The 25,408-nt window shown below is 36.9% G+C and carries 29 protein-coding genes; 28 read left to right on the top strand and 1 reads right to left on the bottom strand.

Translation table 11 applies throughout. The features are described 5' to 3' along the window. The first annotated feature begins 26 nt into the window (after positions 1 to 26). The 5 genes from M3610_RS05050 (at position 27) to fni (ending at position 3,993) form a co-directional block, all read left to right on the top strand. Positions 27 to 206 (top strand): YpfB family protein, encoded by a 180-nt coding sequence (locus M3610_RS05050; RefSeq protein WP_098574818.1) that lies wholly within the window; start codon positions 27 to 29, stop codon positions 204 to 206. 162 nt (positions 207 to 368) lie between these two features. Continuing rightward, entirely contained in the window at positions 369 to 1,043 is a 675-nt protein-coding gene (cmk, locus tag M3610_RS05045) for a (d)CMP kinase (protein WP_098574817.1), read from the top strand. A gap of 2 nt (positions 1,044 to 1,045) precedes the next feature. Beyond that, complete coding sequence (locus M3610_RS05040; protein WP_098574816.1) at positions 1,046 to 1,627, top strand: lysophospholipid acyltransferase family protein; 582 nt, start codon at positions 1,046 to 1,048, stop codon at positions 1,625 to 1,627. A 156-nt stretch (positions 1,628 to 1,783) separates the two neighbouring features. Then, positions 1,784 to 2,923 (top strand): 30S ribosomal protein S1, encoded by a 1,140-nt coding sequence (gene rpsA, locus M3610_RS05035; RefSeq protein WP_098574815.1) that lies wholly within the window; start codon positions 1,784 to 1,786, stop codon positions 2,921 to 2,923. An 11-nt stretch (positions 2,924 to 2,934) separates the two neighbouring features. Next, on the top strand, positions 2,935 to 3,993 hold the full coding sequence (gene fni / locus M3610_RS05030) for a type 2 isopentenyl-diphosphate Delta-isomerase (protein ID WP_251456974.1): 1,059 nt from the start codon (positions 2,935 to 2,937) through the stop codon (positions 3,991 to 3,993). Between the two features lie 73 nt (positions 3,994 to 4,066). Here the strand turns inward: fni and M3610_RS05025 are convergent, their stop codons facing one another. Next, positions 4,067 to 4,207 carry a YpzI family protein gene (locus M3610_RS05025; protein ID WP_098574813.1) on the bottom strand — a complete coding sequence of 47 codons (141 nt, stop codon included), beginning with the start codon at positions 4,205 to 4,207 and terminating at the stop codon, positions 4,067 to 4,069. Between the two features lie 108 nt (positions 4,208 to 4,315). Between M3610_RS05025 and M3610_RS05020 the strand changes: the two genes are divergently transcribed. From M3610_RS05020 to M3610_RS04910, 23 genes are all read left to right on the top strand, one after another. Further along, on the top strand, positions 4,316 to 4,924 hold the full coding sequence (locus tag M3610_RS05020) for a YphA family membrane protein (protein ID WP_251456971.1): 609 nt from the start codon (positions 4,316 to 4,318) through the stop codon (positions 4,922 to 4,924). A 253-nt stretch (positions 4,925 to 5,177) separates the two neighbouring features. After that, the gene (der, locus tag M3610_RS05015; protein ID WP_098574811.1) at positions 5,178 to 6,488 is read left to right on the top strand and encodes a ribosome biogenesis GTPase Der; all 1,311 of its coding nucleotides are present in this window, start codon (positions 5,178 to 5,180) and stop codon (positions 6,486 to 6,488) included. 23 nt (positions 6,489 to 6,511) lie between these two features. Next, the gene (locus M3610_RS05010) at positions 6,512 to 7,567 is read left to right on the top strand and encodes an NAD(P)H-dependent glycerol-3-phosphate dehydrogenase (protein WP_251456968.1); all 1,056 of its coding nucleotides are present in this window, start codon (positions 6,512 to 6,514) and stop codon (positions 7,565 to 7,567) included. Positions 7,568 to 7,838: 271 nt separating this feature from the next. Then, a complete protein-coding gene (locus M3610_RS05005) occupies positions 7,839 to 8,024 on the top strand; it encodes a DUF2768 domain-containing protein (RefSeq protein ID WP_098574809.1) in 186 nt (61 codons plus the stop codon). Positions 8,025 to 8,055: 31 nt separating this feature from the next. Beyond that, positions 8,056 to 8,766: a hypothetical protein gene (locus tag M3610_RS05000; RefSeq protein WP_251456964.1), complete on the top strand. Its 711-nt coding sequence runs from the start codon at positions 8,056 to 8,058 to the stop codon at positions 8,764 to 8,766. A 271-nt stretch (positions 8,767 to 9,037) separates the two neighbouring features. Then, positions 9,038 to 10,516: a stage IV sporulation protein A gene (spoIVA, locus tag M3610_RS04995; RefSeq protein WP_098574807.1), complete on the top strand. Its 1,479-nt coding sequence runs from the start codon at positions 9,038 to 9,040 to the stop codon at positions 10,514 to 10,516. Positions 10,517 to 10,910: 394 nt separating this feature from the next. Then, a complete protein-coding gene (locus tag M3610_RS04990) occupies positions 10,911 to 11,183 on the top strand; it encodes an HU family DNA-binding protein (protein ID WP_026563932.1) in 273 nt (90 codons plus the stop codon). Between the two features lie 153 nt (positions 11,184 to 11,336). Continuing rightward, on the top strand, positions 11,337 to 11,903 hold the full coding sequence (folE, locus tag M3610_RS04985) for a GTP cyclohydrolase I FolE (protein ID WP_098574806.1): 567 nt from the start codon (positions 11,337 to 11,339) through the stop codon (positions 11,901 to 11,903). Positions 11,904 to 11,934: 31 nt separating this feature from the next. Further along, complete coding sequence (gene mtrB / locus M3610_RS04980) at positions 11,935 to 12,171, top strand: trp RNA-binding attenuation protein MtrB (protein ID WP_026563930.1); 237 nt, start codon at positions 11,935 to 11,937, stop codon at positions 12,169 to 12,171. A 223-nt stretch (positions 12,172 to 12,394) separates the two neighbouring features. Further along, positions 12,395 to 13,207 carry a heptaprenyl diphosphate synthase component 1 gene (locus M3610_RS04975; RefSeq protein WP_251456961.1) on the top strand — a complete coding sequence of 271 codons (813 nt, stop codon included), beginning with the start codon at positions 12,395 to 12,397 and terminating at the stop codon, positions 13,205 to 13,207. Positions 13,208 to 13,214: 7 nt separating this feature from the next. Then, positions 13,215 to 13,919: a demethylmenaquinone methyltransferase gene (locus M3610_RS04970; RefSeq protein ID WP_098574804.1), complete on the top strand. Its 705-nt coding sequence runs from the start codon at positions 13,215 to 13,217 to the stop codon at positions 13,917 to 13,919. A gap of 43 nt (positions 13,920 to 13,962) precedes the next feature. Further along, positions 13,963 to 14,925 carry a heptaprenyl diphosphate synthase component II gene (gene hepT / locus M3610_RS04965; protein WP_098574803.1) on the top strand — a complete coding sequence of 321 codons (963 nt, stop codon included), beginning with the start codon at positions 13,963 to 13,965 and terminating at the stop codon, positions 14,923 to 14,925. A gap of 99 nt (positions 14,926 to 15,024) precedes the next feature. Next, a complete protein-coding gene (gene ndk / locus M3610_RS04960; RefSeq protein ID WP_026563926.1) occupies positions 15,025 to 15,471 on the top strand; it encodes a nucleoside-diphosphate kinase in 447 nt (148 codons plus the stop codon). A gap of 165 nt (positions 15,472 to 15,636) precedes the next feature. Beyond that, on the top strand, positions 15,637 to 16,809 hold the full coding sequence (aroC, locus tag M3610_RS04955; RefSeq protein WP_251457611.1) for a chorismate synthase: 1,173 nt from the start codon (positions 15,637 to 15,639) through the stop codon (positions 16,807 to 16,809). Beyond that, on the top strand, positions 16,809 to 17,879 hold the full coding sequence (aroB, locus tag M3610_RS04950) for a 3-dehydroquinate synthase (RefSeq protein ID WP_251456959.1): 1,071 nt from the start codon (positions 16,809 to 16,811) through the stop codon (positions 17,877 to 17,879). Before aroC ends, aroB begins: the two co-directional genes overlap by 1 nt. A 15-nt stretch (positions 17,880 to 17,894) precedes the next feature. After that, complete coding sequence (gene aroH, locus M3610_RS04945; RefSeq protein WP_251456957.1) at positions 17,895 to 18,269, top strand: chorismate mutase; 375 nt, start codon at positions 17,895 to 17,897, stop codon at positions 18,267 to 18,269. A gap of 54 nt (positions 18,270 to 18,323) precedes the next feature. Next, complete coding sequence (gene hisC, locus M3610_RS04940) at positions 18,324 to 19,412, top strand: histidinol-phosphate transaminase (RefSeq protein ID WP_251456955.1); 1,089 nt, start codon at positions 18,324 to 18,326, stop codon at positions 19,410 to 19,412. Between the two features lie 34 nt (positions 19,413 to 19,446). Then, positions 19,447 to 20,553 carry a prephenate dehydrogenase gene (locus M3610_RS04935; RefSeq protein ID WP_251456953.1) on the top strand — a complete coding sequence of 369 codons (1,107 nt, stop codon included), beginning with the start codon at positions 19,447 to 19,449 and terminating at the stop codon, positions 20,551 to 20,553. Between the two features lie 27 nt (positions 20,554 to 20,580). Then, the gene (gene aroA / locus M3610_RS04930; protein WP_098574798.1) at positions 20,581 to 21,870 is read left to right on the top strand and encodes a 3-phosphoshikimate 1-carboxyvinyltransferase; all 1,290 of its coding nucleotides are present in this window, start codon (positions 20,581 to 20,583) and stop codon (positions 21,868 to 21,870) included. A gap of 133 nt (positions 21,871 to 22,003) precedes the next feature. Beyond that, the gene (locus M3610_RS04925) at positions 22,004 to 22,906 is read left to right on the top strand and encodes a hypothetical protein (protein WP_251456952.1); all 903 of its coding nucleotides are present in this window, start codon (positions 22,004 to 22,006) and stop codon (positions 22,904 to 22,906) included. A gap of 21 nt (positions 22,907 to 22,927) precedes the next feature. Further along, positions 22,928 to 24,193, top strand: a complete 1,266-nt coding sequence (locus M3610_RS04920) for a tetratricopeptide repeat protein (protein ID WP_251456951.1) — start codon at positions 22,928 to 22,930, stop codon at positions 24,191 to 24,193. Positions 24,194 to 24,226: 33 nt separating this feature from the next. Further along, a complete protein-coding gene (locus tag M3610_RS04915) occupies positions 24,227 to 24,793 on the top strand; it encodes a ReoY family proteolytic degradation factor (protein ID WP_098574795.1) in 567 nt (188 codons plus the stop codon). A 109-nt stretch (positions 24,794 to 24,902) separates the two neighbouring features. Next, positions 24,903 to 25,367, top strand: a complete 465-nt coding sequence (locus tag M3610_RS04910; protein WP_251456950.1) for a YpiF family protein — start codon at positions 24,903 to 24,905, stop codon at positions 25,365 to 25,367. Positions 25,368 to 25,408 lie beyond the last annotated feature (41 nt).

The following is a 25,408-nucleotide window of genomic DNA, read 5'->3' as shown; positions in this document are numbered from 1 at the left end:
GTATATTAATCGGTGGAGTGGATGTTATGAAAAAGGTAGAAAGAGTCTTAATAAAAATTATCATCGTCCAATTTATTTTTCTATTTCTAACACAACTTTTTTTTCATCAGCTAAATGTACTTCCTCAAGTAAAACAATTGACAAAATACGAAGGAGTAAATGAAAATACATTTACGGAAATTCTTGAAACCTTTCAGGGTAATTGAGAAAGCAGGCCAGCCTGCTTTCTTTTGATTGGACCAATAATAACAATAGGATCGTTAAAATTTCATATTTTATCATGGTAAAAAAAGAGGCAATCCATTATCTTGTGGTAAAATAAATATAGACAACATCTAAGAAACTCATGATGACAAATAGGAGGATTTATGGACAAAAAAATATCAATAGCAATAGACGGCCCTGCTGCAGCCGGTAAAAGTACAGTTGCTAAAATAGTGGCAGAAAAACTTTCATATATTTATATCGATACTGGTGCAATGTACCGTGCTTTAACATATAAGGCGATCGTAAATAAACTGAATCTAGAAGACGAAGATGCATTATTGGCAACATTATTATCAACAGATATTAGATTACAGCCATCTGATAAAGGGCAGTTAGTATACGTAGATGAGCGAAATGTTTCTAATGAAATTCGTTTTGCTGAGGTTACCAATTCGACTTCGTATGTTGCTAAACACCAAAAGGTCCGTGAAGAAATGGTTAAAAGACAACAGGCGTTTGCCACAGAAGGCGGCGTTGTGATGGATGGAAGGGACATTGGGACACATGTATTGCCTGATGCGGAGGTAAAAGTATTTTTACTTGCTAGTGTTGAGGAAAGAGCAGAAAGGCGCCATATGGAAAATATCCAAAAAGGCTTCCCGTCTGACTTAGAAAAATTAAAAGAAGAAATTGCTCGTAGAGATAAAATCGATTCTGAGAGAGAAGTGGCACCATTGAAAAAAGCAGATGATGCAGTGGAAATCGATACAACCTCTCTATCAATTACAGATGTTGTAGAAAAAATAATGGTGTTGGTGCACGAAAGGATTGGATAGGCGTGACGTTTTATGATTTTGCCAAATCAGTGGTTACTGGAGTATTTAAACCACTTTATAGAGTTGAAGCTATCGGATTAGAACATTTCCCAAAAGAAGGTGGTGTTCTTCTTTGTGCGAATCACATCCATAATTTTGATCCCATTATAGTTGGAATTATGGCTCCGCGTCCTGTACACTACATGGCAAAAGAAGAGATTTTTTCAGTTCCTGTTTTGGGTAATATAGTTAGAAAATGTAATGCCTTTCCAGTAAAAAGGGGATTCAACGATCGAGAAGCACTTAGAACAGGCTTAAAAATCCTAAAGGATGGTCAAGTTTTCGGTCTTTTTCCAGAGGGAACAAGAAGTAAGACTGGCGAACTAGGTAAAGGACTTTCTGGAGCAGGTTTTTTTGCTTTAAGGTCAACAGCAGCGGTTGTTCCTTGCGCCATCATTGGTCCCTATCGAAGTTTCCGAAAATTAAAGGTGATCTATGGAGAACCTATTGATTTGGAGGAAATGAGAAAAGAGAAAGCGTCAGCAGAACAAGTTACTGAATTGATTATGTCAAAAATTGATAAACTTAGAAAAGAACATCGATAGGTTCTGCTTGACAAAATAGTCTATTTGTAAGAAGTTAATGGAAAGAGTTTTTTTTTGAAAATTCACTGCTTTTATTTTTATATGTGTTGTATGCTGCGTGGCATCCACCAGATCATATATAGAATTTTGAAGTAAATGGATTAAGGAGGAATACATATGTCGGAAGAATTAAATCAAGTAGAAGTGAAAAGCTTTGAAATCGGGGATAAAGTAACGGGACAAGTTACCAAAGTAGAAGAAAAGCAGGTACTAGTCGATATCCAAGGCAGCAAATTAGATGGAATCATTCCAATCAGTGAACTTTCTAGTCTGCATATTGAAAAGGCATCTGATGCAGTTGCTGAGGGTGATGAATTAGAATTAGAAGTGTTGAAGGTTGAGGAAGAAGCAATTGTTCTTTCAAAAAGAAAAGTTGATGCAGAAAAGGCTTGGGATCACTTAGAAAATCAATTCCAAAACGGAGAAATTATTGAAACTGAAGTAAAGGACGTTGTAAAAGGCGGTTTGGTAGTCGATTTAGGAGTTCGTGGATTTGTACCAGCATCATTAGTTGAAGCACATTTTGTTGAAGATTTTAGTGATTATAAAGGTCGTAGTCTTACTTTTAAAATTGTTGAACTTGAAAAGGAAAAGAATCGTTTAATCCTTTCCCATCGAGCAGTGGTAGAACAAGAAAAAGGTAAGCAAAAACAAAGTCGGCTTAGTGCTGTACAAGTTGGTCAAATTATTGAAGGAACAGTTCAAAGAATCACTGATTTTGGCGCTTTTGTTGATATTGGCGGTATTGACGGTCTAGTTCATATTTCTCAACTATCCTATGATCATGTTGATAAACCATCAGATGTGGTTCATGAAGGTCAACAAGTTCAGGTTAAAGTTTTAAGTGTTGACCGTGATAGTGAGAGAATTTCTCTATCAATTAAAGAAACACTGCCTGGACCATGGTCAAATCTTTCCGAAAAAGCACCTAAAGGCAGCATCTTAAAAGGTAAAGTAAAAAGATTGGTCTCTTATGGTGCATTTGTCGAGGTATTCCCTGGAGTGGAAGGTCTTGTTCATATCTCTCAAATTGCACATAAGCATATTGGTACTCCACATGAAGTATTAAAAGAAGGCCAAGAAGTGGACGTCAAAGTCCTTGATGCAAATGAGTCTGATCAACGTCTATCATTAAGCATTAAAGAACTACTTGAAAAAGAGTATGAGGAAAACCAAGACTATGAACTTCCTGAAGAGTCAAAAGGCTTTCAGCTAGGAGAAGTTATTGGTGATAAATTAAAGAATTTAGGAAAATAATGGTGATATAAGTGTCTAGATCTGAACGAAAATGGGATCATATTCGTTTTGCCCTTGAAAACAGGCAAAATCACTCTTCAGCTTTCGATGATTTTAAATTTATTCACCAGGGCCTACCTGATATCGGTGTATTCGATGTTGCAATAGACCATGAAATTGGCGGACTTTATTTAAGTTCGCCTATTTTTATCAACGCCATGACTGGTGGCGGTGGTGATAAAACATATCGTATCAATAAAGAACTGGCTATCGTCGCTAAAAATACAGGATTAACGATGGCTGTTGGGTCACAAATGGCTGCAATAAAGGATAATTCTCAAAAATACACATATGAAGTTGTCCGGAAAGAGAATCCCTCTGGCGTTATCATTGCAAATTTAGGCAGCGAAGCATCAGCAGAGGATGCAAAGGCCGCGATTGATATGATAGAAGCAGACGCTCTGCAAATACATTTAAATGTTATTCAAGAACTAACCATGCCCGAAGGAGATCGCAATTTTTCTGGTGCACTTAAAAGGATTGAAACAATTGTAAAAGAGATAAATGTGCCTGTAATTGTAAAAGAAGTTGGTTTCGGTATGGGGGTTGAAACGGTCAGAAAGCTATCATCCATTGGAGTTAAAGTGGTTGATGTTGGCGGCGCTGGCGGGACAAATTTTGCTGAAATTGAAAATAAACGCAGAGATAAAGCATTATCTTTTTTTAATCATTGGGGAATCCCCACTGGTGTTTCTATTCTTGAGGCATCATCTGTTTCGAAGCATCTTTCAGTTATTGGTTCAGGAGGATTTAAGTCAGGACATGATATTGCAAAAGGATTAGCTCTTGGGGCGAATGCAATCGGCATGGCAGGCTATTTTTTGCCAATCCTCATTAAGGAAGGGATTGAGGTCTTACAACAAGAAATTGAAAACCTTCATAATGAATTGTCGATTATCATGACTGCATTAGGTACAAAAACGATTTCAGATTTAAAACAAGCACCATTAATTATTTCAGGTGAAACTTATCATTGGTTACATCAACGTGGCATCGATACCAAAGAGTTCGCCCAACGTTCCATAAAATAAAGCTCTCGCAATTTTTTGCGAGAGCTTTATTGTTATTGCTGTCTAGCTCCAGCGCCTTGGCGCATCCGCTTTATTATTTTTTACCATCGTTTAATCCCCGTGCCTCTTCAGGTCCAGATAGCTTCGTGGCACCTGGATAGTGCAATGCCTGATCGCGATCTGATTCCACTCTTCCACTCGCACGTAACTTTTTTTCTTGTCGGTCTTTTCCCATTTAAACACACCTCCTCTTAATAAGATGATTCACACAGAAAATATTATTCAAGGAAGTATGAAAGTACATAAAGATTACCAATAATGAAAATAATAGGAGGTGTATGAGTTGGAAGGAGCAATCTTTTATTGGGTCTTTTGGGGTTTTTGGATCTACTTGACCTTTATTGTGGAAAAGCAAAACCCATATCGATTAAAATTAGCCGCAATAGTATTAATAGTAGTAATATTAACGAATGTCCGGTTTGCTGTAGGAGGGTTTGATATACAGGCAAGCGGGTTATTTATGTTAGGCATTTGTTATTTTTTTATAAACCAAGAAAAACGAGGAGCACTCATTTATTTTTTCATTTGTTCATTCATCATTTCAATTGCCTACGTGACCTTCCATTTATTTGAGATATTTGATCCGGTTTGGATTATTTTTAAAAAGGAATGGATGATGGGGATTACCATGTGGTATTTAGCCTTATTATTGCAGAAATCTTTAAAAGGGAGATTACTCATCATTTTTGCTGGTGCCATGCAAGGGGACATTTTATATGCGTTTATATTAAATAAATTCGATTTTCCATATGTAATAGGGACGTTTGCATACCTTGATGTTTGCTCACTGACAGCTCTATTACTTACAGGTTGGACCGCGTTAGAAAATCTAGGACCTATCCTCCAAAATCATTTTCATTTTTTGGAAAAAGGGAAGCAAAAATCATCTTGAAAGTGATTTATAATTCTTGATGTCAGGTTTTCAGAAATCCGCTTTTCGGTTTTTTCCATTGCGGGAAAGGATTAACATTGATAAAATAACATAGTTAGGCCCTTCTAGAACACAGAAGGGTTTCTTTACTTAATAAGAACAAAGGGAATGACCCCTCATTATCGGGGAGGATGCCCCCACTGATGTAATTTTCACTCTATGCTAACATACTAATTCGTATTTAATTATAAGAAAGAAAGGATGGCGATTGTAATTGGTTAAACCTGTTATTGCCATTGTAGGACGGCCCAACGTAGGAAAATCAACAATTTTTAATCGGATTGTCGGTGAAAGAATTTCTATTGTGGAGGACATCCCTGGAGTTACAAGAGATCGTATCTATAGCTCTGGTGAGTGGTTAACACATGACTTCAACCTTATTGATACAGGTGGAATTGATATTGGTGATGAACCGTTTTTGGAACAAATTCGACAACAGGCTGAAATAGCCATTGATGAGGCAGATGTCATTATCTTCTTAACAAATGGACGTGAAGGGGTTACAGCAGCTGATGAGGAAGTGGCTAAAATATTATATCGGTCTAAAAAGCCTGTAGTATTAGCTGTTAATAAAATAGATAACCCAGAAATGCGTGATCAAATCTATGATTTTTATTCATTGGGATTTGGTGAACCAATTCCAATTTCAGGCTCACATGGGCTTGGTTTAGGAGACCTTTTAGATGAGGCTGCAAAACATTTCCCCAAAAACAAGACAGTTGAGTATGGAGAAGATGTAGTAAAGTTTTCACTAATAGGACGCCCCAATGTAGGGAAATCATCATTAGTCAATGCTATTTTAGGCGAAGAACGTGTAATCGTCAGTAATATTGCCGGTACAACCCGTGATGCTGTCGATTCTCCCTATACATATAATGGGGGAAAATATGTCATAATTGATACTGCGGGAATTAGGAAAAAAGGAAAAGTTTATGAAAGTACAGAAAAATATAGTGTACTTCGTGCTTTAAGGGCAATTGAACGCTCTGACGTTGTTCTTGTTGTCATTAATGCTGAAGAAGGAATCATTGAACAGGACAAAAAGATTGCTGGGTATGCACACGAAGCGGGTAGGGCTGTCGTTATCGTGGTCAATAAGTGGGATGCAATTGAAAAAGATGAAAAAACGATGAAAGAGCTCGAACAAAAAATAAGGGAACATTTCTTATTTCTTAGTTATGCTCCAATTGTGTTTTTATCTGCAAAAACAAAAAAACGTGTTCATACGTTGCTCCCAATGATCAATACCGCTAGTGAAAACCATTCAATGAGAGTTGAAACAAGCGTGCTCAATGATGTGATCATGGATGCAGTCGCGATGAATCCGACACCTACAGACAATGGCAGACGTTTGAAAATATATTATACTACACAAGTGGCAGTTAAACCGCCGACCTTTGTTGTATTTGTAAATGAACCTGAATTATTACACTTTTCATATGAACGATTCTTAGAGAACAGAATCAGAGAAGCTTTTGGATTTGAAGGAACCCCTATCAAAATTTATGCAAGAGAAAGAAAATAAAGATAAGGTGGGTGTGATGTAAAGTGAAGGATACTAAATCAGCAATAGCCGTTATTGGAGCTGGAAGCTGGGGAACCGCTTTAGCAATCGTGCTAGCAGACAATCGTCATGAAGTTCGTCTTTGGAGCCATAATGAAGGGCAAGTCAAAGAAATTAATGAAAAGCACACTAACAAGAAATATCTTCCAGAGATTAACCTTTCAGAATTGATTGTTGGATATTCATCATTAAGTGATGCTTTAGCAGGCGTAGATACACTTATATTAGCCGTCCCGACAAAGGCAATACGTGAAGTAATCGGTAAAATTCGTACTATACATGCAGAACCATTGACAATTGCGCATGTTAGTAAAGGGATTGAACCTGATTCATTACTGCGCATCTCTGAAATTATTCAAGAGGAAATGCCGAAAAATTTATTAAAGGATGTTGTTGTTTTATCCGGTCCAAGTCACGCAGAAGAAGTTAGCCTTCGCCACCCAACAACGGTTACCGTAACTTCTGAGAATATGGAAGCAGCGGAAAAAATACAGGATTTATTTATCAACAATAATTTTCGTGTTTATACTAATTCAGATGTCATTGGTGTTGAAATTGGTGGTGCATTAAAAAACATAATTGCACTTGCTGCTGGTATTACTGATGGATTAGGTTATGGTGATAATGCTAAAGCCGCATTAATGACACGAGGGTTAGCAGAAATCGCTCGCCTTGGTACGAAAATGGGTGCTAATCCATTAACATTTTCTGGACTTGCAGGGATCGGTGATTTAATTGTGACATGTACAAGTGTCCATTCAAGGAACTGGAGAGCAGGAAACCTATTAGGTAAAGGGAAAACCCTAAATGAGGTTTTGGACAATATGGGGATGGTAGTGGAAGGTGTTCGAACCACCAAGGCTGCTTATCAGTTGGCCAAAAGGTATGATGTGAACATGCCGATTACCTTTGCCCTTTATGATGTCTTATTTAATGGGAAGAGAGCAGCGGATGCTGTAGATGTTTTAATGGCCCGCGGCAAGACGCATGAAATGGAAGATTTGGTTAATGTCTTAGAGGAACGAAATATTGAAGATTAAAAAAATATAGCATAGCGGAGAAATAGGGCCTCATGCTTTAAAAAGTTTTTCTTAAAAATGGGCGTTCGGTGAGACGCTTTGTGTCTAGATTGCATACAATGCAACGAAGCAACCTAGTAGTTATACGCAGGTATGGGTTATTTAGTCGTTAAAGCTGAAGTAAAGAATTCGCCCCTCTTTACTTCAGTTTTTTTTTTTTTTTTGTTTAAAATTTTTCTAGAAAAGTTATTGCTTGTGATATAATTAATCTTCGAAAAAGGGGGAGTTAAGTTTGTCGCCAGCTATGCTTAAAATGTGGATCTCAATTGCAGGAATGGGTTTTATGTTCTTGGCAATTATCACAATTTATCTAAGTAGATATAAGCTAAAAGGAGTACTCAGAATTGCTACTGCGATTATCGCTTACTTATTAATGATTATTGCCGGAATAACGCTTCTAATTGTTTTTTTCACATAATGGGAGTTAATACATAATAAAAGGTGATTGTATGAAATGGAACGTACTCAGTTGTTTTCTAGTATTTACTGCTCTTTTCCTATCAGGCTGCATGTATCCCGAAGAGGAATTAGCAAAAAATCAAATCCCATATAAAGATCAAATTTTAGCTGTTCAAACAGCAGTAGATACCTTTAAGGAGGATAATGGCGGGATTCTTCCGATAAAAACCAAAGAAGCAGAAACCCCGATTTATCAAAAGTATCCTATTGATTTTAAAAAAATAACACCAAAATATATCGCTGAGCCTCCTGGTAACGCATACGAAAGCGGTGGGATCTTCCAATATGTCCTTGTGGATGTTGAAACCCAGCCAACTGTAAAATTATTTGATTTAAGAATAACAGAAGCCATACGTGATATTAAATTACGAATCAAAACAAAAGGGTATCCTCCCTATAAAGAACAAATTGCAAAGAATGTTTTTACTCTTGATTATAAACAATTAGGGTATAAAAAACCCCCTTTTGTAGCAAGTCCATTTACAAATCAAAATTTATCCTTTGTCATTACAGGCAGTGCGGAAGTATATGTAGATTATCGCCCCGATTTATATCAAGCCATGGAAAATAAGGATATGAAGGTAAAACCCGGTGAAGATATTCGGCCAATTTTAGTGAAGGATTCCATGTTTGTGCCTGCATATTCCTTACCATATACCTGGGATTCTAAGACGAAAGAACCAGTATTTTTAGAAGAATAAATAGTCATAACCCTTTTCCGATGAAATATATTGTAGGAGAAGGGTTTTTTTTGGCTATTCCCAAAAGAAAACATATATTGAAACCCTCCATAATATCAAATGTTCAGACACTACAGATACAAGAGAACCTAGTGAATTTTTAATAAGGGGGGTAAAAAATTTTTATAAAAGTGTCATAACATTGTAGGACAACATCATAAACATATAGTGTCCAAAAATACCTAAAATGGATGTTTAATCCCACTTTACTCAATGATCGGGAGGGGATCACTTGGAAAAGGTTGATATTTTTAAAGATATTGCCGAGAGAACAGGCGGTGATATTTATTTAGGCGTAGTAGGTGCAGTACGGACTGGAAAATCAACATTTATTAAAAAATTTATGGAGCTTGTTGTTTTACCGAATATAAACAGTGAAGCTGAGAGGTCACGTGCACTTGATGAGTTACCTCAAAGTGCTGCAGGAAAAACAATTATGACAACCGAGCCAAAATTCGTACCAAATCAAGCAGCCACTGTCCATGTTGATGATGGATTAAATGTCAATATCAGGCTAGTTGATTGTGTAGGCTATACGGTGCCAGGCGCGAAAGGCTATGAGGATGAAAATGGTCCAAGAATGATTACCACTCCTTGGTATGAGGAACCAATCCCATTTCATGAAGCTGCTGAAATTGGCACAAGAAAAGTGATCCAAGAACATTCAACTATTGGGGTTGTTGTAACGACTGATGGGACGATTGGAGAAATTCCAAGAAGTAATTATATTGAAGCAGAAGAAAGAGTTATTGATGAATTGAAAGAAGTTGGCAAACCGTTTATCATGGTTGTTAACAGTGCACAGCCATACCATCCAAGCACTGAAACACTAAGATCGAGTTTAGCAGAAAAATATGATATTCCGGTAATTGCTATGAGTGTTGAAAGCATGCGGGACAGCGATGTTCTTAACGTTCTCCGTGAAGCACTCTACGAGTTCCCAGTCCTTGAAGTCAATGTGAACCTGCCAAGTTGGGTGATGGTCCTTAGAGAAAACCATTGGCTTCGTGAAAGCTATCAAGAGGCTGTTAAAGATACTGTAAAAGATATCAAGAGATTAAGAGATGTTGACAGGGTTGTTCAACACTTTAGCGAATTTGAATTCATTGAACGAGCTGGCTTAGCTGGAATTGAAATGGGCTCGGGCGTCGCTGAAATCGACTTATATGCACCAGATGAATTGTATGATGATATATTAAAAGAAATCGTTGGAGTCGAAATTCGCGGAAAAGATCATCTTCTTGAATTAATGCAGGATTTTGCTCATGCAAAAGCAGAATATGACCACATTGCCGATGCACTAAAAATGGTTAAACAAACGGGTTACGGTATTGCCTCACCAACCCTTTCAGATATGAGCCTTGAAGAACCGGAAATTATTCGTCAAGGTGCACGATTTGGTGTAAGGCTGCGAGCTGTAGCACCATCCATCCATATGATAAAAGTGGATGTGGAATCGGAATTCGCGCCAATTATTGGTACTGAAAAACAAAGTGAGGAACTAGTGAGATACCTAATGCAGGATTTTGAAGATGATCCGTTATCCATCTGGAATTCAGATATCTTTGGCCGCAGCTTAAGTTCTATTGTTCGAGAAGGGATCCAAGCAAAGCTTTCATTAATGCCAGAAAATGCACGATATAAATTAAAAGAAACATTAGAGAGAATTATTAACGAAGGTTCAGGTGGCCTAATTGCCATTATACTTTAAGCTATGGACTCCAATTCGGAGTCTTTTTTCTTTGAAAAGAAAGCCTGAATTATATGACAAATTGCCATTATTTTAAAATATCTACTAAATAGGATCAAATTAAGTAGAATTTTGTTGAAACAAAGAAAAGATTACCATAATTTCATGAATTCTTCTTGATAAGCTGTTTTGATTATGATAATCTTTTAACTGAATTACATTATAGCGTTTGAACCCTTATTTCATAAGGGTTTTTCCTAAAAAAATAGATTCTAGTTACCAATTTAATCATTTATGGTAATTTTGGTAATAAAACCGCGCTATGACGTATAGAAATTAGAAAAATTGTTTAGAAATGTAGATAAGTAATCTTATTTACGAATCTTGATAATTTCTTTGGGAGGAGGTGAATGGCATGAACAAGACAGAACTTATTAATGCAGTTGCTGAAGCTAGCGAACTTTCTAAAAAGGACGCGACTAAAGCAGTTGATGCTGTTTTTGATGCGATTTTAGATGCTTTAAAAAATGGTGATAAAGTACAATTAATCGGTTTTGGAAACTTTGAAGTACGTGAGCGTGCAGCTCGTAAAGGTCGTAACCCTCAAACAGGTGAGGAAATCGATATCGCTGCTAGCAAAGTTCCAGCTTTTAAACCAGGGAAAGCGCTTAAAGACGCAGTAAAATAATTACATAAATTTATTGCTTTAAGCGAATGCTTAAGCAAAAAGGTCATGGCTATGTCCATGGCCTTTTTTCTATTTTTTTTGCTTGAACTTTAAAAATTGTGCTAATATGTATTTGTCATATATACTTGACTGAACATTAGGAGGAATTTTTATATGTCACAAGTAAATCGTGCCCAAATTGAAGATGCGGTACGTTTAATATTAGAAGCAATCGGGGAAGACCCAAATCGTGAAGGTCTCCATGACACACCAAAACGAGTAGCAAAAATGTATGAAGAAGTTTTTAGCGGGTTAAATGAGGATCCAAGGAAGCATTTTGAAACAATCTTTAGTGAAGACCACGAAGAGTTGGTATTGGTTAAAGATATACCGTTTTATTCCATGTGTGAACATCATCTTGTACCTTTCTTCGGAAAAGCGCATGTAGCATACATTCCAAGAAATGGTCGTGTGACCGGATTAAGTAAATTAGCAAGGGCAGTGGAAGCAGTAGCAAAGAGACCTCAACTTCAAGAACGGATTACTTCCACGATTGCCGACAGTATGATGGAGAAATTAGAGCCTCATGGGGTCATGGTGGTCGTCGAAGCAGAACATATGTGTATGACCATGCGTGGAGTTAAAAAGCCTGGCTCTAAAACAGTAACCACGGCTGTCCGCGGTATTCTATCAGATGATGCGGTTGCACGGTCTGAAGTGCTCTCGTTAATTAAATATTAGTCCTATTTCTAAGAATATTTGAGGTGTTTATATGGAGAAGAGAGAAAACCAAAACAGTGAGTACGTAGTTATTAAGGCAATCGAAGATGGAGTTAATGTGATCGGTTTAACAAGGGGCTCTGATACCAAATTTCATCATTCAGAGAAGCTTGATAAAGGAGAAGTCCTAATTGCTCAATTTACAGAGCATACTTCGGCAATAAAAATCAGGGGAAATGCTAAAATACTTACACACCTTGGTGAAATTGAAAGTGAAATAAAAAAATAATTCTAATCACACTGTTTTCATCTTATTTCATATTAGCTAAAATGATTATTTTGTGAATATCTGCCTTAAGAATACCTTTTATGTTATAATGGTGTTTGCCTTGTTTTTAGAATGAATGATTAATTATTTTTCATTATTAAAGGCTAAACGGCATGAATTTTACTATGCAAATAGGAAATAAGAATACATAAAGACATTACTAGGGGAAGCAAGGGTGATTTAATTGCTGGACATTCGACAAAAATTCACAAATATTCGAGAGCAGGTCGAACAAAGAGTTTATGATACATATCTGCTCAAATATATTGAGACTCCAATTATTGATGAAGATAAACTTCTTATCCTGGTCTCAATTATGGAACGCCTCGAATTGTCATTCAGCGATATGCAAAATTACGCCTTATCATCAATGTTAATACAAATCGCCCTTGATACACATGAACATATTTCAGATGCATCTGTTGACGAAAAAAATCGTCAATTAACTGTTCTTGCTGGGGATTATTTCAGCGGTCTTTATTATAAACTTCTTGCAGAAGCAGAAGATATTTTGATGATTAAGGCACTTTCAAAAGGAATTAAGGATGTAAATGAAAATAAAATTTCTGTTTATCACCATGAATTTGTTTCAGTTGAGGAGTTAATGACAAGCATAAAAAGGATAGAAAGTTCCTTACTAGCTCGTCTTTCTGAGTATTTTAACGTTGACCTCTGGAACGAATTTCTTGAGAATTTGATGTTGTTTAAACGGTTACTGGATGAAAAGAGTCAATTTATTAAAACAGAAAGATCCGTCTTATTCGAAGCCTTGACCTCAATTGTCTTCCCAATCCATAACTTTAAATTGAAAAAATTATCTAGTGAACAGAAGAGTCATTTATTTCAATATTGTGACCAGTATCTTGAAAGTTCAAAAAAAGTAATAGAAAATGGATTAGAGCAACTTCCTTACTTAAATGAATTGCTTGAAATTAGAATTATATCGCTCTTAAACCAATACCAGCCATATGCGAAAACTTTTGTGGAAGAAGGGTAATAAAAACATGCAGGAATCGAAAGAACAGCGGGTTCACAATGTGTTTGAAAAAATTTCCGATAACTACGATAAAATGAATTCTGTTATCAGTTTCCAACAACACATAAAGTGGCGGAAAGACACAATGAAAAGAATGGATGTAAAGCCGGGCTCACGAGCTCTTGATGTTTGCTGCGGCACCGCTGATTGGACTATAGCATTAGCTGAGGCAGTGGGTCCGACAGGGGACGTTACAGGTTTGGATTTTAGCCAAAACATGCTTAATGTGGGGATTGAAAAGGTTAAGGACCTGGGATTAAAACAGGTGAAATTAGTACATGGTAATGCAATGGAACTCCCTTTTCCAGATAATAGTTTTGATTATGTGACGATTGGTTTTGGCTTAAGGAATGTCCCGGACTACCTGCAAGTATTAAAAGAGATGCATCGTGTTGTAAAACCTGGCGGTATTGCTGTCTGCTTAGAGACATCACAGCCTACTTTAATCGGCTATAAACAGCTCTATTATTTTTACTTTCGTTATATTATGCCGATGTTTGGTAAATTACTGGCAAAAAGTTATCGCGAATATGCATGGCTGCATGAATCAGCACGTGAGTTTCCAGGGATGAAGGAACTTGCTAAAATGTTTGAACAAGCGGGCTTCGCAGATGTAAAATATAAACCATATAGCGGCGGCGCAGCAGCTGTTCATATTGGCAGAAAAAATTAATTTATTGTACTTGAAGACAGGATGAAAAGCTGGGTGAATACAAATGAAATTAAAAATGATGTATTCATTTTTGAATTCGGATATTAACTTGATTGAAAAAAAGCTAGAAGAGACCATACATGCGGAGTCCCTTCTGCTTAAACAAGCTTCTATGCATACATTACAAGCCGGAGGAAAAAGAATTCGTCCTGTTTTTGTTTTGCTTGCTGGTAAATTTGGAAATTATGATATACATGTGATGAAAAATGTTGCTGTTGCCCTTGAATTAATTCATATGGCATCACTTGTCCATGATGATGTGATTGATGATGCGGATCTACGGCGAGGGCAGCCAACCGTGAAATCTAAATGGGATAACAAAATTGCTATGTATACTGGTGATTTTGTTTTTGCTCTTGCGATAGAATTAATGACTAACATTGAAAACCCAATTGCTCATAAAATTTTATCTAATACCATTGTTGAAGTGTCATTAGGGGAAATTCAACAAATAAAAGATAAATACCGATTTAATCAAAATCTCCGAGATTATCTTCGTAGAATTAAGAGAAAGACTGCCCTATTAATTGCTGTAAGTTGTCAATTGGGAGCAATTGCTGCTGATGTAGAAGAATCTGTCCATAAAAAACTATACCGTTTTGGTTATTACGTTGGAATGTCATATCAAATTATCGATGATATTTTAGATTTTACATCTACTGAGAAGGAACTAGGAAAGCCTGCAGGCGGAGACTTGCTGCAGGGAAATATTACCGCACCTGCACTTTTTGCAATGGAAAAGGCTGAAATACGCGCAGAAATTGAAAAGGTGCATGAATCCATGACTCCTTCAGAGATAAAGAAGATTATCACCATTATTAAAGATTCAGATGCAATTGAAAAGTCAATCGCTCTTAGTGATCTTTACCTTAAAAAAGCTTTGGCTGAATTAGAAGGGTTACCTGCAAATAGAACAAAAAAAACCCTTCAAGACTTAGCAAGATTCATTGGAAAACGAAAATTTTAAATCAACTTGTTAAATTTTCGAAAAAATGATAATATTTTTCATGGATTGTTTTCTAAAAAACATTCATATACATAATAATTTTTATTAGGAGTGGAATTCATGGAAAAAACTTTTTTAATGGTAAAACCTGATGGTGTACAACGTAACCTAATTGGAGAAATCGTCTCACGTTTTGAAAGAAAGGGCTTTCAATTAGTAGGAGCTAAATTAATGAGCATTCCTAATGAACTAGCTGAAGAACATTACGGAGAACATAAAGAGCGTCCATTCTTCGGAGAATTAGTCGATTTTATTACTTCTGGACCTGTTTTTGCAATGGTTTGGCAAGGTGAAAATGTGATTGCTACTGCTCGTCAAATGATGGGTTCTACCAATCCAAAAGATGCTGCACCTGGAACAATCCGCGGTGATTTTGGATTAACAGTTGGGAAAAATGTTATCCATGGATCTGATTCACCTGCTAGTGCTGAGCGTGAAATTGGCTTATTCTTTAAAGATTCCGGTGTAGTAGAGTACAATAAACTAGTAAACGAATGGATCTACTAATTGAAATAAAAGAAAGGCATTTGTATAAGAAATTATACAAATGCCTTTTTTTATATGAAAAATTTATTCCTTTTTTTCTGAATAGTTATACTATGTTTATTGCGCAGTATATGGTATATTGATACAAAATTCTTTAATGAGTTGAAGGGGGAAAGTAATATGGGAATGAGATATTTAACAGCAGGAGAATCCCATGGGCCGCAATTAACAACGATTATAGAAGGCCTCCCTGCGGGTATGCCAATATTATTGGAAGATATAAATGAAGAATTATCAAGGCGCCAGAAAGGTTATGGGCGTGGAAGAAGAATGCAAATTGAAAAGGATACAGCCCAAATTGTTTCCGGTGTCCGTCACGGGTACACTCTCGGCTCACCCGTTGCATTAGTAGTTCAAAATAATGACTGGAAGCATTGGACAAAGATTATGGGAGCAGAACCTTTAGAAGAAGGACAAGAAGATGAGGTGAAACGGAAGGTAACGCGTGCTCGTCCAGGTCATGCAGATTTAAACGGCGCCATTAAGTATGGACACAGGGATATGAGAAATGTCCTTGAACGTTCTTCTGCACGTGAGACGACCGTCAGAGTTGCAGCAGGTTCTGTAGCGAAAAAGCTTCTATCATTAGTGGGTGTTGAAATAGTGTCCCATGTGGTTGAAATAGGCGGAATTAAAGCTAGTATTGATCGCTCCATTTCTATTAATGAATTGAAGGAAAAGACAGAACTATCCCCTGTACGATGCGCTGATGCTGCCGTGGAAAGTGATATGATGGCTGCTATTGATGAAGCAAAGAAAAATGGCGATTCAATAGGGGGAGTTGTAGAAGTAATCGCTACGGGTATGCCAGCAGGTGTAGGAAGTTATGTACATTATGATCGTAAATTGGATGGAAAATTGGCAGCCGCTATTATGAGTATAAATGCCTTTAAAGGGGTCGAAATTGGTATTGGATTTGAGGCTGCAAGGAAACCTGGAAGTGAAGTTCATGATGAAATTGCATGGGACCAAGAAAAAGGTTACTACAGGAAGTCTAATCGCCTTGGTGGATTTGAAGGTGGGATGACAACAGGCATGCCGGTTGTGGTCAGAGGTGTAATGAAACCTATCCCAACTTTATATAAACCTCTTATGAGTGTTGATATTGATACAAAAGAGCCGTTTGCAGCAAGTGTCGAGCGTTCTGACAGTTGTGCAGTGCCTGCTGCAGCTGTTGTTGCAGAACATGCGGTGGCATGGGAACTTGCCAATGCTTTGGTTGAACAATTTTATAGTGACCGCTTTGACACTTTTGCGGAGGAAATTAAAAGACAGCGGGAATATGCGAGGGAATTTTAATGGAAACCATTCAAATCCATACAGATTCAAAAAATTATAATGTCTATGTGGGAGAAGGGGTAAGAAAAGAAATTGGTCCTTTTTTAGCGAGACATTTTGACGGCCTAACTCGAATATTAATTATTACCGATGAAACAGTTGCAGCGCTTCATCTGGAAAAATTATTGTTTGAGCTGAAATCGTTAAATCCTGTAATTTTTACTGCTCCTAGTGGGGAAAAAGCCAAAACCTTTGAAATATACTACGCTGCGCTTTCAACAGCACTTGAAAACAAACTAGATCGGAAATCTGTTATTCTTTCCTTTGGAGGAGGGGCTGTTGGAGATTTGTCAGGATTTGTTGCAGCATCCTTTATGAGGGGCATTCCATTTATTCAGGTGCCGACTACTATATTAGCTCATGACAGTGCTGTTGGCGGCAAGGTAGCCATCAATCATCCGCTCGGGAAAAATATGATTGGGGCTTTCCATCAGCCAGAAGCTGTTTTTTATGATTTAGCCTTCCTTAAAACACTACCAGTTCATGAAATTCGTTCTGGTTTTGCTGAGGTTATTAAACATGCACTTATTGATGATGTCGATTTCTATAATTGGTTAAAAGATAATGTGCAAAACCTTCAAACCTTACCAATGGAGATGTTATCGGAATCTTTAATAAAAGGTATAAGGATAAAAGGTAAAATTGTTGGTCAGGATGAACGAGAAACGGGGATTAGGGCTTTCTTGAATTTTGGCCACACACTAGGGCATGCCATTGAATCGGAGATGGGTTATGGGAACTTTACACATGGGGAAGCAGTGATGATAGGAATGCTTTATGCCCTAAGGCTAAGTAACCAATTACTAGGTCTTAACTTTGATATAAAAGAATTTACAAATTGGATTGAAAGACTAGGTTATGAATCTAAAATTCCAGAAATTCTATCCCATGAAAGATTAATCAACAAAATGAAGCAGGATAAAAAGTCAGTTAGGGATGCTATTCACTTTGTTCTACTTGAACAATTGGGTCAGCCTACAGTTAAGGAACTATCTGAAAAAGTATTATACGAACAATTAAACAGTAATTAATAAGGGGGACTTTTCTTGATTAGAGGGGTAAGAGGAGCAATTACGATTGACCAGAATTCCGAAGAGGAAATCATCTCTGCAACAGAAGAACTTTTTGTACGGTTAATTGAAGATAATCATATTCAACCAGATCAAGTTGGGTCAATTTTCATTTCAACAACAAATGATGTTAACGCCGCATTCCCTGCAAGGGCCCTTCGTAAATTTGAGGGATGGACCTATGTCCCTGTGATGTGTATGCAGGAAATTCCTGTTCCCAATTCGTTAAAGAAGTGTGTCAGAGTCATGATGCATGTGAATACGAACAAGTCACAAGAAGAGATTATTCATGTATACTTAAAAGGTGCAACGGTTCTGAGACCCGACCTTGGCAGCAGTCTAGCAAAATAGGTAAAAACGATAAAGCTGTAATAGAATAACTTATTACGAACGGAGTGAGTTAATATGAGATGGAAAGAGCAGTTATTACAACTGACACCTTATCAACCAGGGAAATCAATCGAAGCTGTGAAGAGGCAATATAAACTGGACAAGATAGTAAAGCTAGCATCAAATGAAAATCCTTTTGGATGCTCATCTCAGGCCTTGGATGCACTTCAATCAAATCAAACAAGTTTGGCAATCTATCCAGATGGCTATGCCACTATATTACGAGAGACCCTTTCAACCTATTTGCAGGTTGATGAAGAAGAATTAATCTTTGGAAATGGCTCAGATAACTTAATTCAAATTATTTCAAGGGCACTGTTACATCCGAATGCTAATACAATTATGGCTACACCTAGCTTTTCACAATATAAGCATAACGCAGTGATTGAAGGCGCGGTCTGCAAAGAAATCCCACTTGTAAACGGAAACCATGATTTAGATTCCATGTTGGCAGCCATTGATGATCAGACCAATGTCATTTGGCTATGCAGTCCTAATAATCCTACTGGTACCTATATACCTGAATCTAAGTTAAACGCCTTTCTTGAAAAAGTTCCTGCTGATATTCTGGTCGTACTAGATGAAGCTTATTATGAATATGTTGTTGCAGAAGATTACTATGATTCCATTAAATTAGCTCAAAAGTATGAAAATTTAATTGTCCTTAGAACTTTTTCAAAAATATACGGTCTCGCTGCCTTAAGAATTGGCTATGGGGTTGCCAATCCTTCAATTATTAAAGCACTTGAACCTGCTCGGGAGCCATTTAATGTTAATTCTTTAGGCCAATTAGCGGCGTCAGCAGCCATAAAAGATCAGCAATTTATTAACAGCTGCAAAGAAAAAAATAGGCAAGGACTAGAACAGTTCTATGAATTCTGTGGGAAGTATGAACTTGATTATTATCCATCACAAACCAATTTTATATTAATTGATTGTAAAACAGATGGGGACGTGGTGTTCCAGAATCTAATGCAGAGAGGCTATATTGTTCGCTCTGGGAAAGCTCTTGGTTTTCCTACAGGGGTTAGAATTACAGTAGGGTCATTTGAACAAAATGAAGGTGTTCTCCATGCATTAGGAGAGTTTTTATCACAAAAGTAAAACAGTTCTGCTTTGTTTTTAGGGGGAGTTATCATTGAAAGGCCGTGTTTTTGTTATAGGGTTAGGATTAATAGGCGGTTCTCTAGCCCTATGTATAAAAAAGGAACATGAGGATGCAACGATTGTAGGATATGATATTAATAGTGAACAAGCAAGACTAGCAAAAATGCTTGGGGTTATCGATGAAATAGCTGAAGATATCCAAAGTGGCGCTATTGATGCTAATTTAATTATTATTTCTGCACCTGTAAATGAAACAGAGGAAATTATCAAGTTCCTTGCGGGTCTCCCTCTTCATCCAGAGGTAATCGTGACAGATACAGGTAGTACAAAAAGCAAGATTGTTGGAAGTGCCAAAAGCCTAAAAGAGAGAGGAATCACCTTTATCGGCGGGCATCCAATGGCGGGATCACATAAAAGTGGTGTTTCTGCTGCCAAAGAAATTCTATTTGAAAATGCGTTTTATTTGTTAACACCAAAGGAACATATAGATGATTCAAAGGTAAAAATATTAAAATCATGGTTAATTGGAACTAAAGCCAAGTTTTTAACTATCACACCAGAAAATCATGATTATCTTACAGGGATTGTCAGTCATTTTCCTCATATCATCGCTGCCTCAATTGTTCGCCAAACTGAAAAGTTAGCTGAAGCAGAGAGTTTAATTCCGCGTCTTGCAGCAGGCGGGTTTAGAGATATTACCCGGATTGCCTCAAGTAGTCCGAAGATGTGGAAAGATATTCTCCTCCACAATCGTGAGATATTAATTGAATTGCTCAATCAGTGGCAAGAAGAGATGAATGATGTCAAAATGCTGCTTGAAGATGAAAACAGTTCGGCAATATATGACTATTTTCACCAAGCAAAACAATTCCGTGATGGTCTGCCTCAAAAAGATAAGGGTGCAATTCCGGCATTTTATGATTTATTTGTTGATGTACCGGACTACCCAGGGGTCGTTTCCGAGATTACTGGTTATTTAGCGAAGGAAGAAATTAGTATCACAAATATTCGAATTTTAGAAACACGTGAAGATATAAATGGTGTCTTAGTAATTAGTTTTCAAACAGAAGAGGACCGTCAAAAAGCGGAACAATGTATTGGCTCCTATTCTAGTTATGCTACATCTATTGGATCTTAAAATGATAAATAAAAAAGGTGATTTTTCATGACGTCTCTAAAACTGAAGACAAACATAACACACTTAAACGGAGAAATAACAATTCCTGGGGATAAATCAATTTCACACCGGTCAGTTATGTTTGGTTCGATTGCCCACGGTGAAACCAAAGTAACCAATTTTTTACCTGGGGAAGATTGCTTAAGCACAATATCGTGCTTTCGAAAACTCGGAGTTACCATCGAAGAATCTGATGGCCAACTTCACATTATTGGAAAAGGATTTGAAGGGTTAACCGAACCAAATGAAGTATTAGACGTTGGTAACTCTGGAACAACAATCCGTTTATTAATGGGGATATTGGCAGGTAGACCATTTTTCTCTTCTCTTGTTGGTGATGAGTCAATCGGGAAACGTCCAATGACGAGGGTAACGAACCCTTTATCGGAATTGGGTGCAAAAATAGATGGTCGTAACAATGGTTCCTACACACCCATCTCTATTCGTGGGGGTGAATTAAAACCTGTAAATTATCAACTTCCGGTTGCGAGTGCACAGGTTAAATCTGCCTTAATTCTTGCAGGCCTGCAAGCAGAAGGTCAAAGTGTGATTATTGAGCCGGAAGAAACTCGTGATCATACAGAAAGAATGATTATTAAATTTGGCGGGGAAATCCACAAGGATAACCAAATGATTATCGTCAATGGCGGTCAAAAACTAGTCGGAACGACAGTCCATGTTCCTGGGGATATATCGTCTGCAGCATTCTTTTTAGTTGCAGGTGCCATAATTCCTGGAAGTGAAGTTGTATTAAAAAATGTTGGGCTGAATCCAACAAGAACGGGAATTATCGAAGTAATGAAAAAGATGGGTGCGGACTTAGAAATTGTCCAGAACGAGGAATCATCATTTGAACCAATGGGGGATCTAATTATTAAGACTTCCAGTCTGAAAGGAACCGTGATTGAAGGAGATTTAATTCCAAAATTAATTGATGAAATCCCAATAATTGCCCTTTTAGCAACCCAGGCAGAAGGTACAACAATTATCAAGGATGCCGAGGAACTGAAAGTAAAAGAAACAAATCGAATTGATACAGTTGTTCATGAGCTAAAAACTTTAGGTGCTAAAATCGAAGCAACTGAAGATGGAATGATTATTCATGGAAAAACCAAATTAGTTGGTGGAACTGTCGCTAGTCATGGCGATCATCGAATTGGAATGATGCTGGCCATAGCTGCACTCCTCTGTGAAGAAAAGGCAGTTCTAGAAAACCCAGAAGCGATTTCCGTTTCGTATCCGAACTTCTTTGACCATTTAAATAGTCTGATTAAGTAAAGCTGCATATCAATGCAGCTTTTTCTATTTTATATCCCGAATTGAATGGCATAGTTTTTGGAATTTTCGCATAGCTTGTCTTAAAGAGAATAGTCAAAAAAGAAAATAGGACACAATGAAATGGTGGTGGATAATGTATATTATTGAAAATGCCAATCTCCTAAAAGACAAGCAATTAAAAACTTGTTCACTATTAATACGTAACAATCGAATAGAAAGGATTGACTCGCATTTCAATTATTATCGGTTAATAAGAATGAATGCCGAACCATATATTATGACCCCCACCTATGTTTTATTTAATTCAAATATTCCACAAATTAGAGCCTTTCAAGAATTAAAAAAGTATTTGACTGAAGATTTTTTGTTGAAAGGTTGCACCACCTTGTTCACCTATGTTAATGTTTCCTACGAAAATGAATTAACCACAAAAATATCAGCGCTTAAAACGGCTCTCTTAAGCAGCCCAATAGATTATCTTATTGGGGTAAGAATACCAGTTCGATTGATTTCTCCATCGTTTATTAGGAAATGTAAGAAAGAAAAAGTACCAGCTATTTTTGTAGACCTTCAATCACATGAAGAATTAGAACAAGTTCCATGGGGTTGGATTAAAGAAGCAATGTTTCCTTTCAACAGTCCGTTCATCCCAATAATTTCTTCGGTTCACAAGAAGGAAGTGAAGGGTGTTTTGTCGAAATGGAATGGTATCATGAATAGAGAGAATATACCCGCTCTTTATGAAGAAATTGAAGAAAATATCCCATTGGCTGTTTCTGTATTAAATAAAATTGGTGTATATCCGCAAAAAGGTAGTTTAATGTGTGGTACAGAAGTGAGTTATAATTTGTATACTAAAATAAATGAAGGCCAGAATGTTGATGAAGTGAATATATTTCATTATCATAGTGATAGACTCGTAGTAACCGTCCACAAGGGGGAGGTTTTACGAGCAAGTGGTAACGTGATATTTAAACCTGGAAATGGAGAACATGTTAGGGTGCGAATCCCATCCTATTTTTCTCTGTCAATCTAGGAGAACGAGAGGTAAGAGTCAATGGACCGAGTGAATAAAATTATTACCATGTTAGAAAATGGTCAACATAATGAGGCCTTAATTGAATATAATGATGTATTACAAAATGGTATGCCCGATGAAAAGTTTCTTCTTAGCGAAGAAATGTATCAATATGGTTTCCTAGAAGAGGCAAAGTCACTAATAGCAAATTTATTAGAAACATTCCCTGAGGAAGGTGAGCTTCTTGTCCTGTTAGGTGAAATATTAGTTGAAGCCGGTGAAGACGAAGAAGCAATTCTTGTTCTTGAAAAGATATCAGAACATGATGCGAATTATGGACAATCCCTACTTTTATTAGCCGATCTTTATCAAGTTCAAGGTTTGTATGAAGTTTGTGAAAGAAAACTTTTGAAGGCAAAGGAATTGTTGCCCGATGAAATCATTATAGATTTTGCTTTAGGCGAACTTTATAGTGAACAAGGTGAAGTGACCAAGGCACTGGAAGCATACGAAAAGGTTTTAAAAGAAGAAAATGAAATAGCTGGTGTAAATATAGATCAACGGATTGCAGATCTCTTAAGTGTATCTGGGATGTTTGAGGATGCATTAGTTTATTATGAAAAGGCAATGAATGAAAAATTAGAGATTAACACTTTATTCGGCTATGGTTTTACGGCACTTCAGGCAGGGTATTACAAGACTGCTATCGTAAAATTCACTGAATTGAAAGAGCTGGATCCGGAATACCATTCTCTATATTTACACCTTGCTTTAGCATATGAAAGGGAGGGAGAACTTGAAAATAGTTTACTTACCATTCAAGAAGGCATAAAACAAGATGAATATAATAAGGAGTTATTTTTCTTTGGCGGGAGAATAGCAACCCAACTAGGAAAAGTGGAAGAAGGAGAACAGTTTTTCCGTGAAGCACTTGCCTTAGACCCAGGATTTATTGAAGCAGCACTTACATTAAATAAACTCTTTTTACTTCAAGAAAGATATGAGGACATCATTGATTTAATTACTGAACTTGATATTAAAGAAGATGAAGAACCCCAACTCTTATGGGATGCTGCAGTAAGCTATCAGAGGTTAGAAAAATTTTCTTACGCATTAGACAAATATGAAAGTGCATATACTTTTTTTAAGAAAAATGAAACATTTTTACAGGATTACGGTTATTTTCTAATTGAAGAAGGAAAAAGCGACCGCGCCGCCGAAATTTTTAAACAGTTGCTAAATGAAGATCCAACAAACGGGGAGTATATGGATTTAATTGAACGTCTTACAGGGTTGAAAGATTAAAAAAAGCTGAATTTGCAGAGGAGGGAAACTATCATGGCAACCCCTGTTTCTGTCAACGAGAAGAAGGACTTTATTCGCTGGTTTTTAAATCATTATCAATTAAAGAGAAGAGAATGTGTTTGGATTCTTAATTATCTAATGAGCCACGATCAATTAATGGAGAAGGTCCATTTTGTGGAGCAAGCACAGTATTGTCCGAGAGGTTTAATTATGTCTACACATTGCGTCGATAAGGTACCATTTAGATTCTATAAAGAAAATGTGATGACTACAGATGCTGAAAAGTCTTTTCACGACATTCGTTTAAATCGTGATGAGGATATTTTTATCCAATTAAACTTTCATGCTGCTAATCAGGCACACCAGTATGCTGCGGTTCTTGAAGAGAATTTATACGTTCCCAAACACCTGCAAGTGAATGAGAAGGATGGAATTATTGCAGAACAATTATTGCAGCGCAGTATTGAACATTTTCAACGTGAGAAAATCCTTCAATTAATTGATGAGGCCCTTGATAATCAAGATCGAAAAGCATTTCAAGTTCTTACACAAAAGCTTAATCAGTTAACCATGTCAGAACAAAAAGGAAGCGTGCGATAAGCAGCTTCCTTTTTGTTTGGGATTTTCTAAATATTGCACTATATCTTTTATTGTTTCTGTAGAAAATGATATTATGATAATAGTGAAATTAAAAGGTTGGTGCATAAATATGAAATGGACACCTCAAGATATTGAGACGTATTTGAATGCAAAGGAATATGTAGACACAGCTGTTGTGCCATTGCTGGCTGTATCTGTGGGGGGGGGGATGAAACAGTCTGCGACAGCTGCGGAATTTATCACATTACTTACTGGACATCTAGAAAGGCAATTTACGGGAAGATTATTATTATTACCTCCATATACATATTTGAAGTCCAAAAATGGAGAAAATATCATTAGTGATTTGAAGGAATGGGAGGCTAGCCTTCAAAAGGGGGAATTTAAACACATATTTTACATTACATCCGAAATTGATTGGAGATCACGAGAAGAAGAACTTTCCGGAACGATAATATGGCTTCCATCAATCCCACTGGAACACATGAATGATTCACAGAAAATGGCGGTTGTTGATAGTCAAGTAAAACAATTATTAGACCTTTTTACGCAAAAATGGCATGAAAATGAGTAAAACCACCTTTTAAGCATGTTTTTAAAATAGTATGATATTGA

The organism is Neobacillus sp. MER 74, from assembly GCF_023714155.1.
This window is presented reverse-complemented; position numbering and strand designations above follow the sequence as displayed.

Coding starts and splice junctions, on each gene's coding strand:
- M3610_RS05050 (WP_098574818.1), top strand. CDS start 27: ATGAAAAAGGTAGAAAGAGTCTTAATAAAAATTATCATCGTCCAATTT.
- cmk (WP_098574817.1), top strand. CDS start 369: ATGGACAAAAAAATATCAATAGCAATAGACGGCCCTGCTGCAGCCGGT.
- rpsA (WP_098574815.1), top strand. CDS start 1,784: ATGTCGGAAGAATTAAATCAAGTAGAAGTGAAAAGCTTTGAAATCGGG.
- M3610_RS05025 (WP_098574813.1), bottom strand. CDS start 4,207: ATGGGAAAAGACCGACAAGAAAAAAAGTTACGTGCGAGTGGAAGAGTG.
- M3610_RS05000 (WP_251456964.1), top strand. CDS start 8,056: ATGAAATGGAACGTACTCAGTTGTTTTCTAGTATTTACTGCTCTTTTC.
- M3610_RS04990 (WP_026563932.1), top strand. CDS start 10,911: ATGAACAAGACAGAACTTATTAATGCAGTTGCTGAAGCTAGCGAACTT.
- folE (WP_098574806.1), top strand. CDS start 11,337: ATGTCACAAGTAAATCGTGCCCAAATTGAAGATGCGGTACGTTTAATA.
- mtrB (WP_026563930.1), top strand. CDS start 11,935: ATGGAGAAGAGAGAAAACCAAAACAGTGAGTACGTAGTTATTAAGGCA.
- M3610_RS04970 (WP_098574804.1), top strand. CDS start 13,215: ATGCAGGAATCGAAAGAACAGCGGGTTCACAATGTGTTTGAAAAAATT.
- hepT (WP_098574803.1), top strand. CDS start 13,963: ATGAAATTAAAAATGATGTATTCATTTTTGAATTCGGATATTAACTTG.
- ndk (WP_026563926.1), top strand. CDS start 15,025: ATGGAAAAAACTTTTTTAATGGTAAAACCTGATGGTGTACAACGTAAC.
- aroC (WP_251457611.1), top strand. CDS start 15,637: ATGAGATATTTAACAGCAGGAGAATCCCATGGGCCGCAATTAACAACG.
- aroB (WP_251456959.1), top strand. CDS start 16,809: ATGGAAACCATTCAAATCCATACAGATTCAAAAAATTATAATGTCTAT.
- hisC (WP_251456955.1), top strand. CDS start 18,324: ATGAGATGGAAAGAGCAGTTATTACAACTGACACCTTATCAACCAGGG.
- aroA (WP_098574798.1), top strand. CDS start 20,581: ATGACGTCTCTAAAACTGAAGACAAACATAACACACTTAAACGGAGAA.
- M3610_RS04925 (WP_251456952.1), top strand. CDS start 22,004: ATGTATATTATTGAAAATGCCAATCTCCTAAAAGACAAGCAATTAAAA.
- M3610_RS04920 (WP_251456951.1), top strand. CDS start 22,928: ATGGACCGAGTGAATAAAATTATTACCATGTTAGAAAATGGTCAACAT.
- M3610_RS04915 (WP_098574795.1), top strand. CDS start 24,227: ATGGCAACCCCTGTTTCTGTCAACGAGAAGAAGGACTTTATTCGCTGG.
- M3610_RS04910 (WP_251456950.1), top strand. CDS start 24,903: ATGAAATGGACACCTCAAGATATTGAGACGTATTTGAATGCAAAGGAA.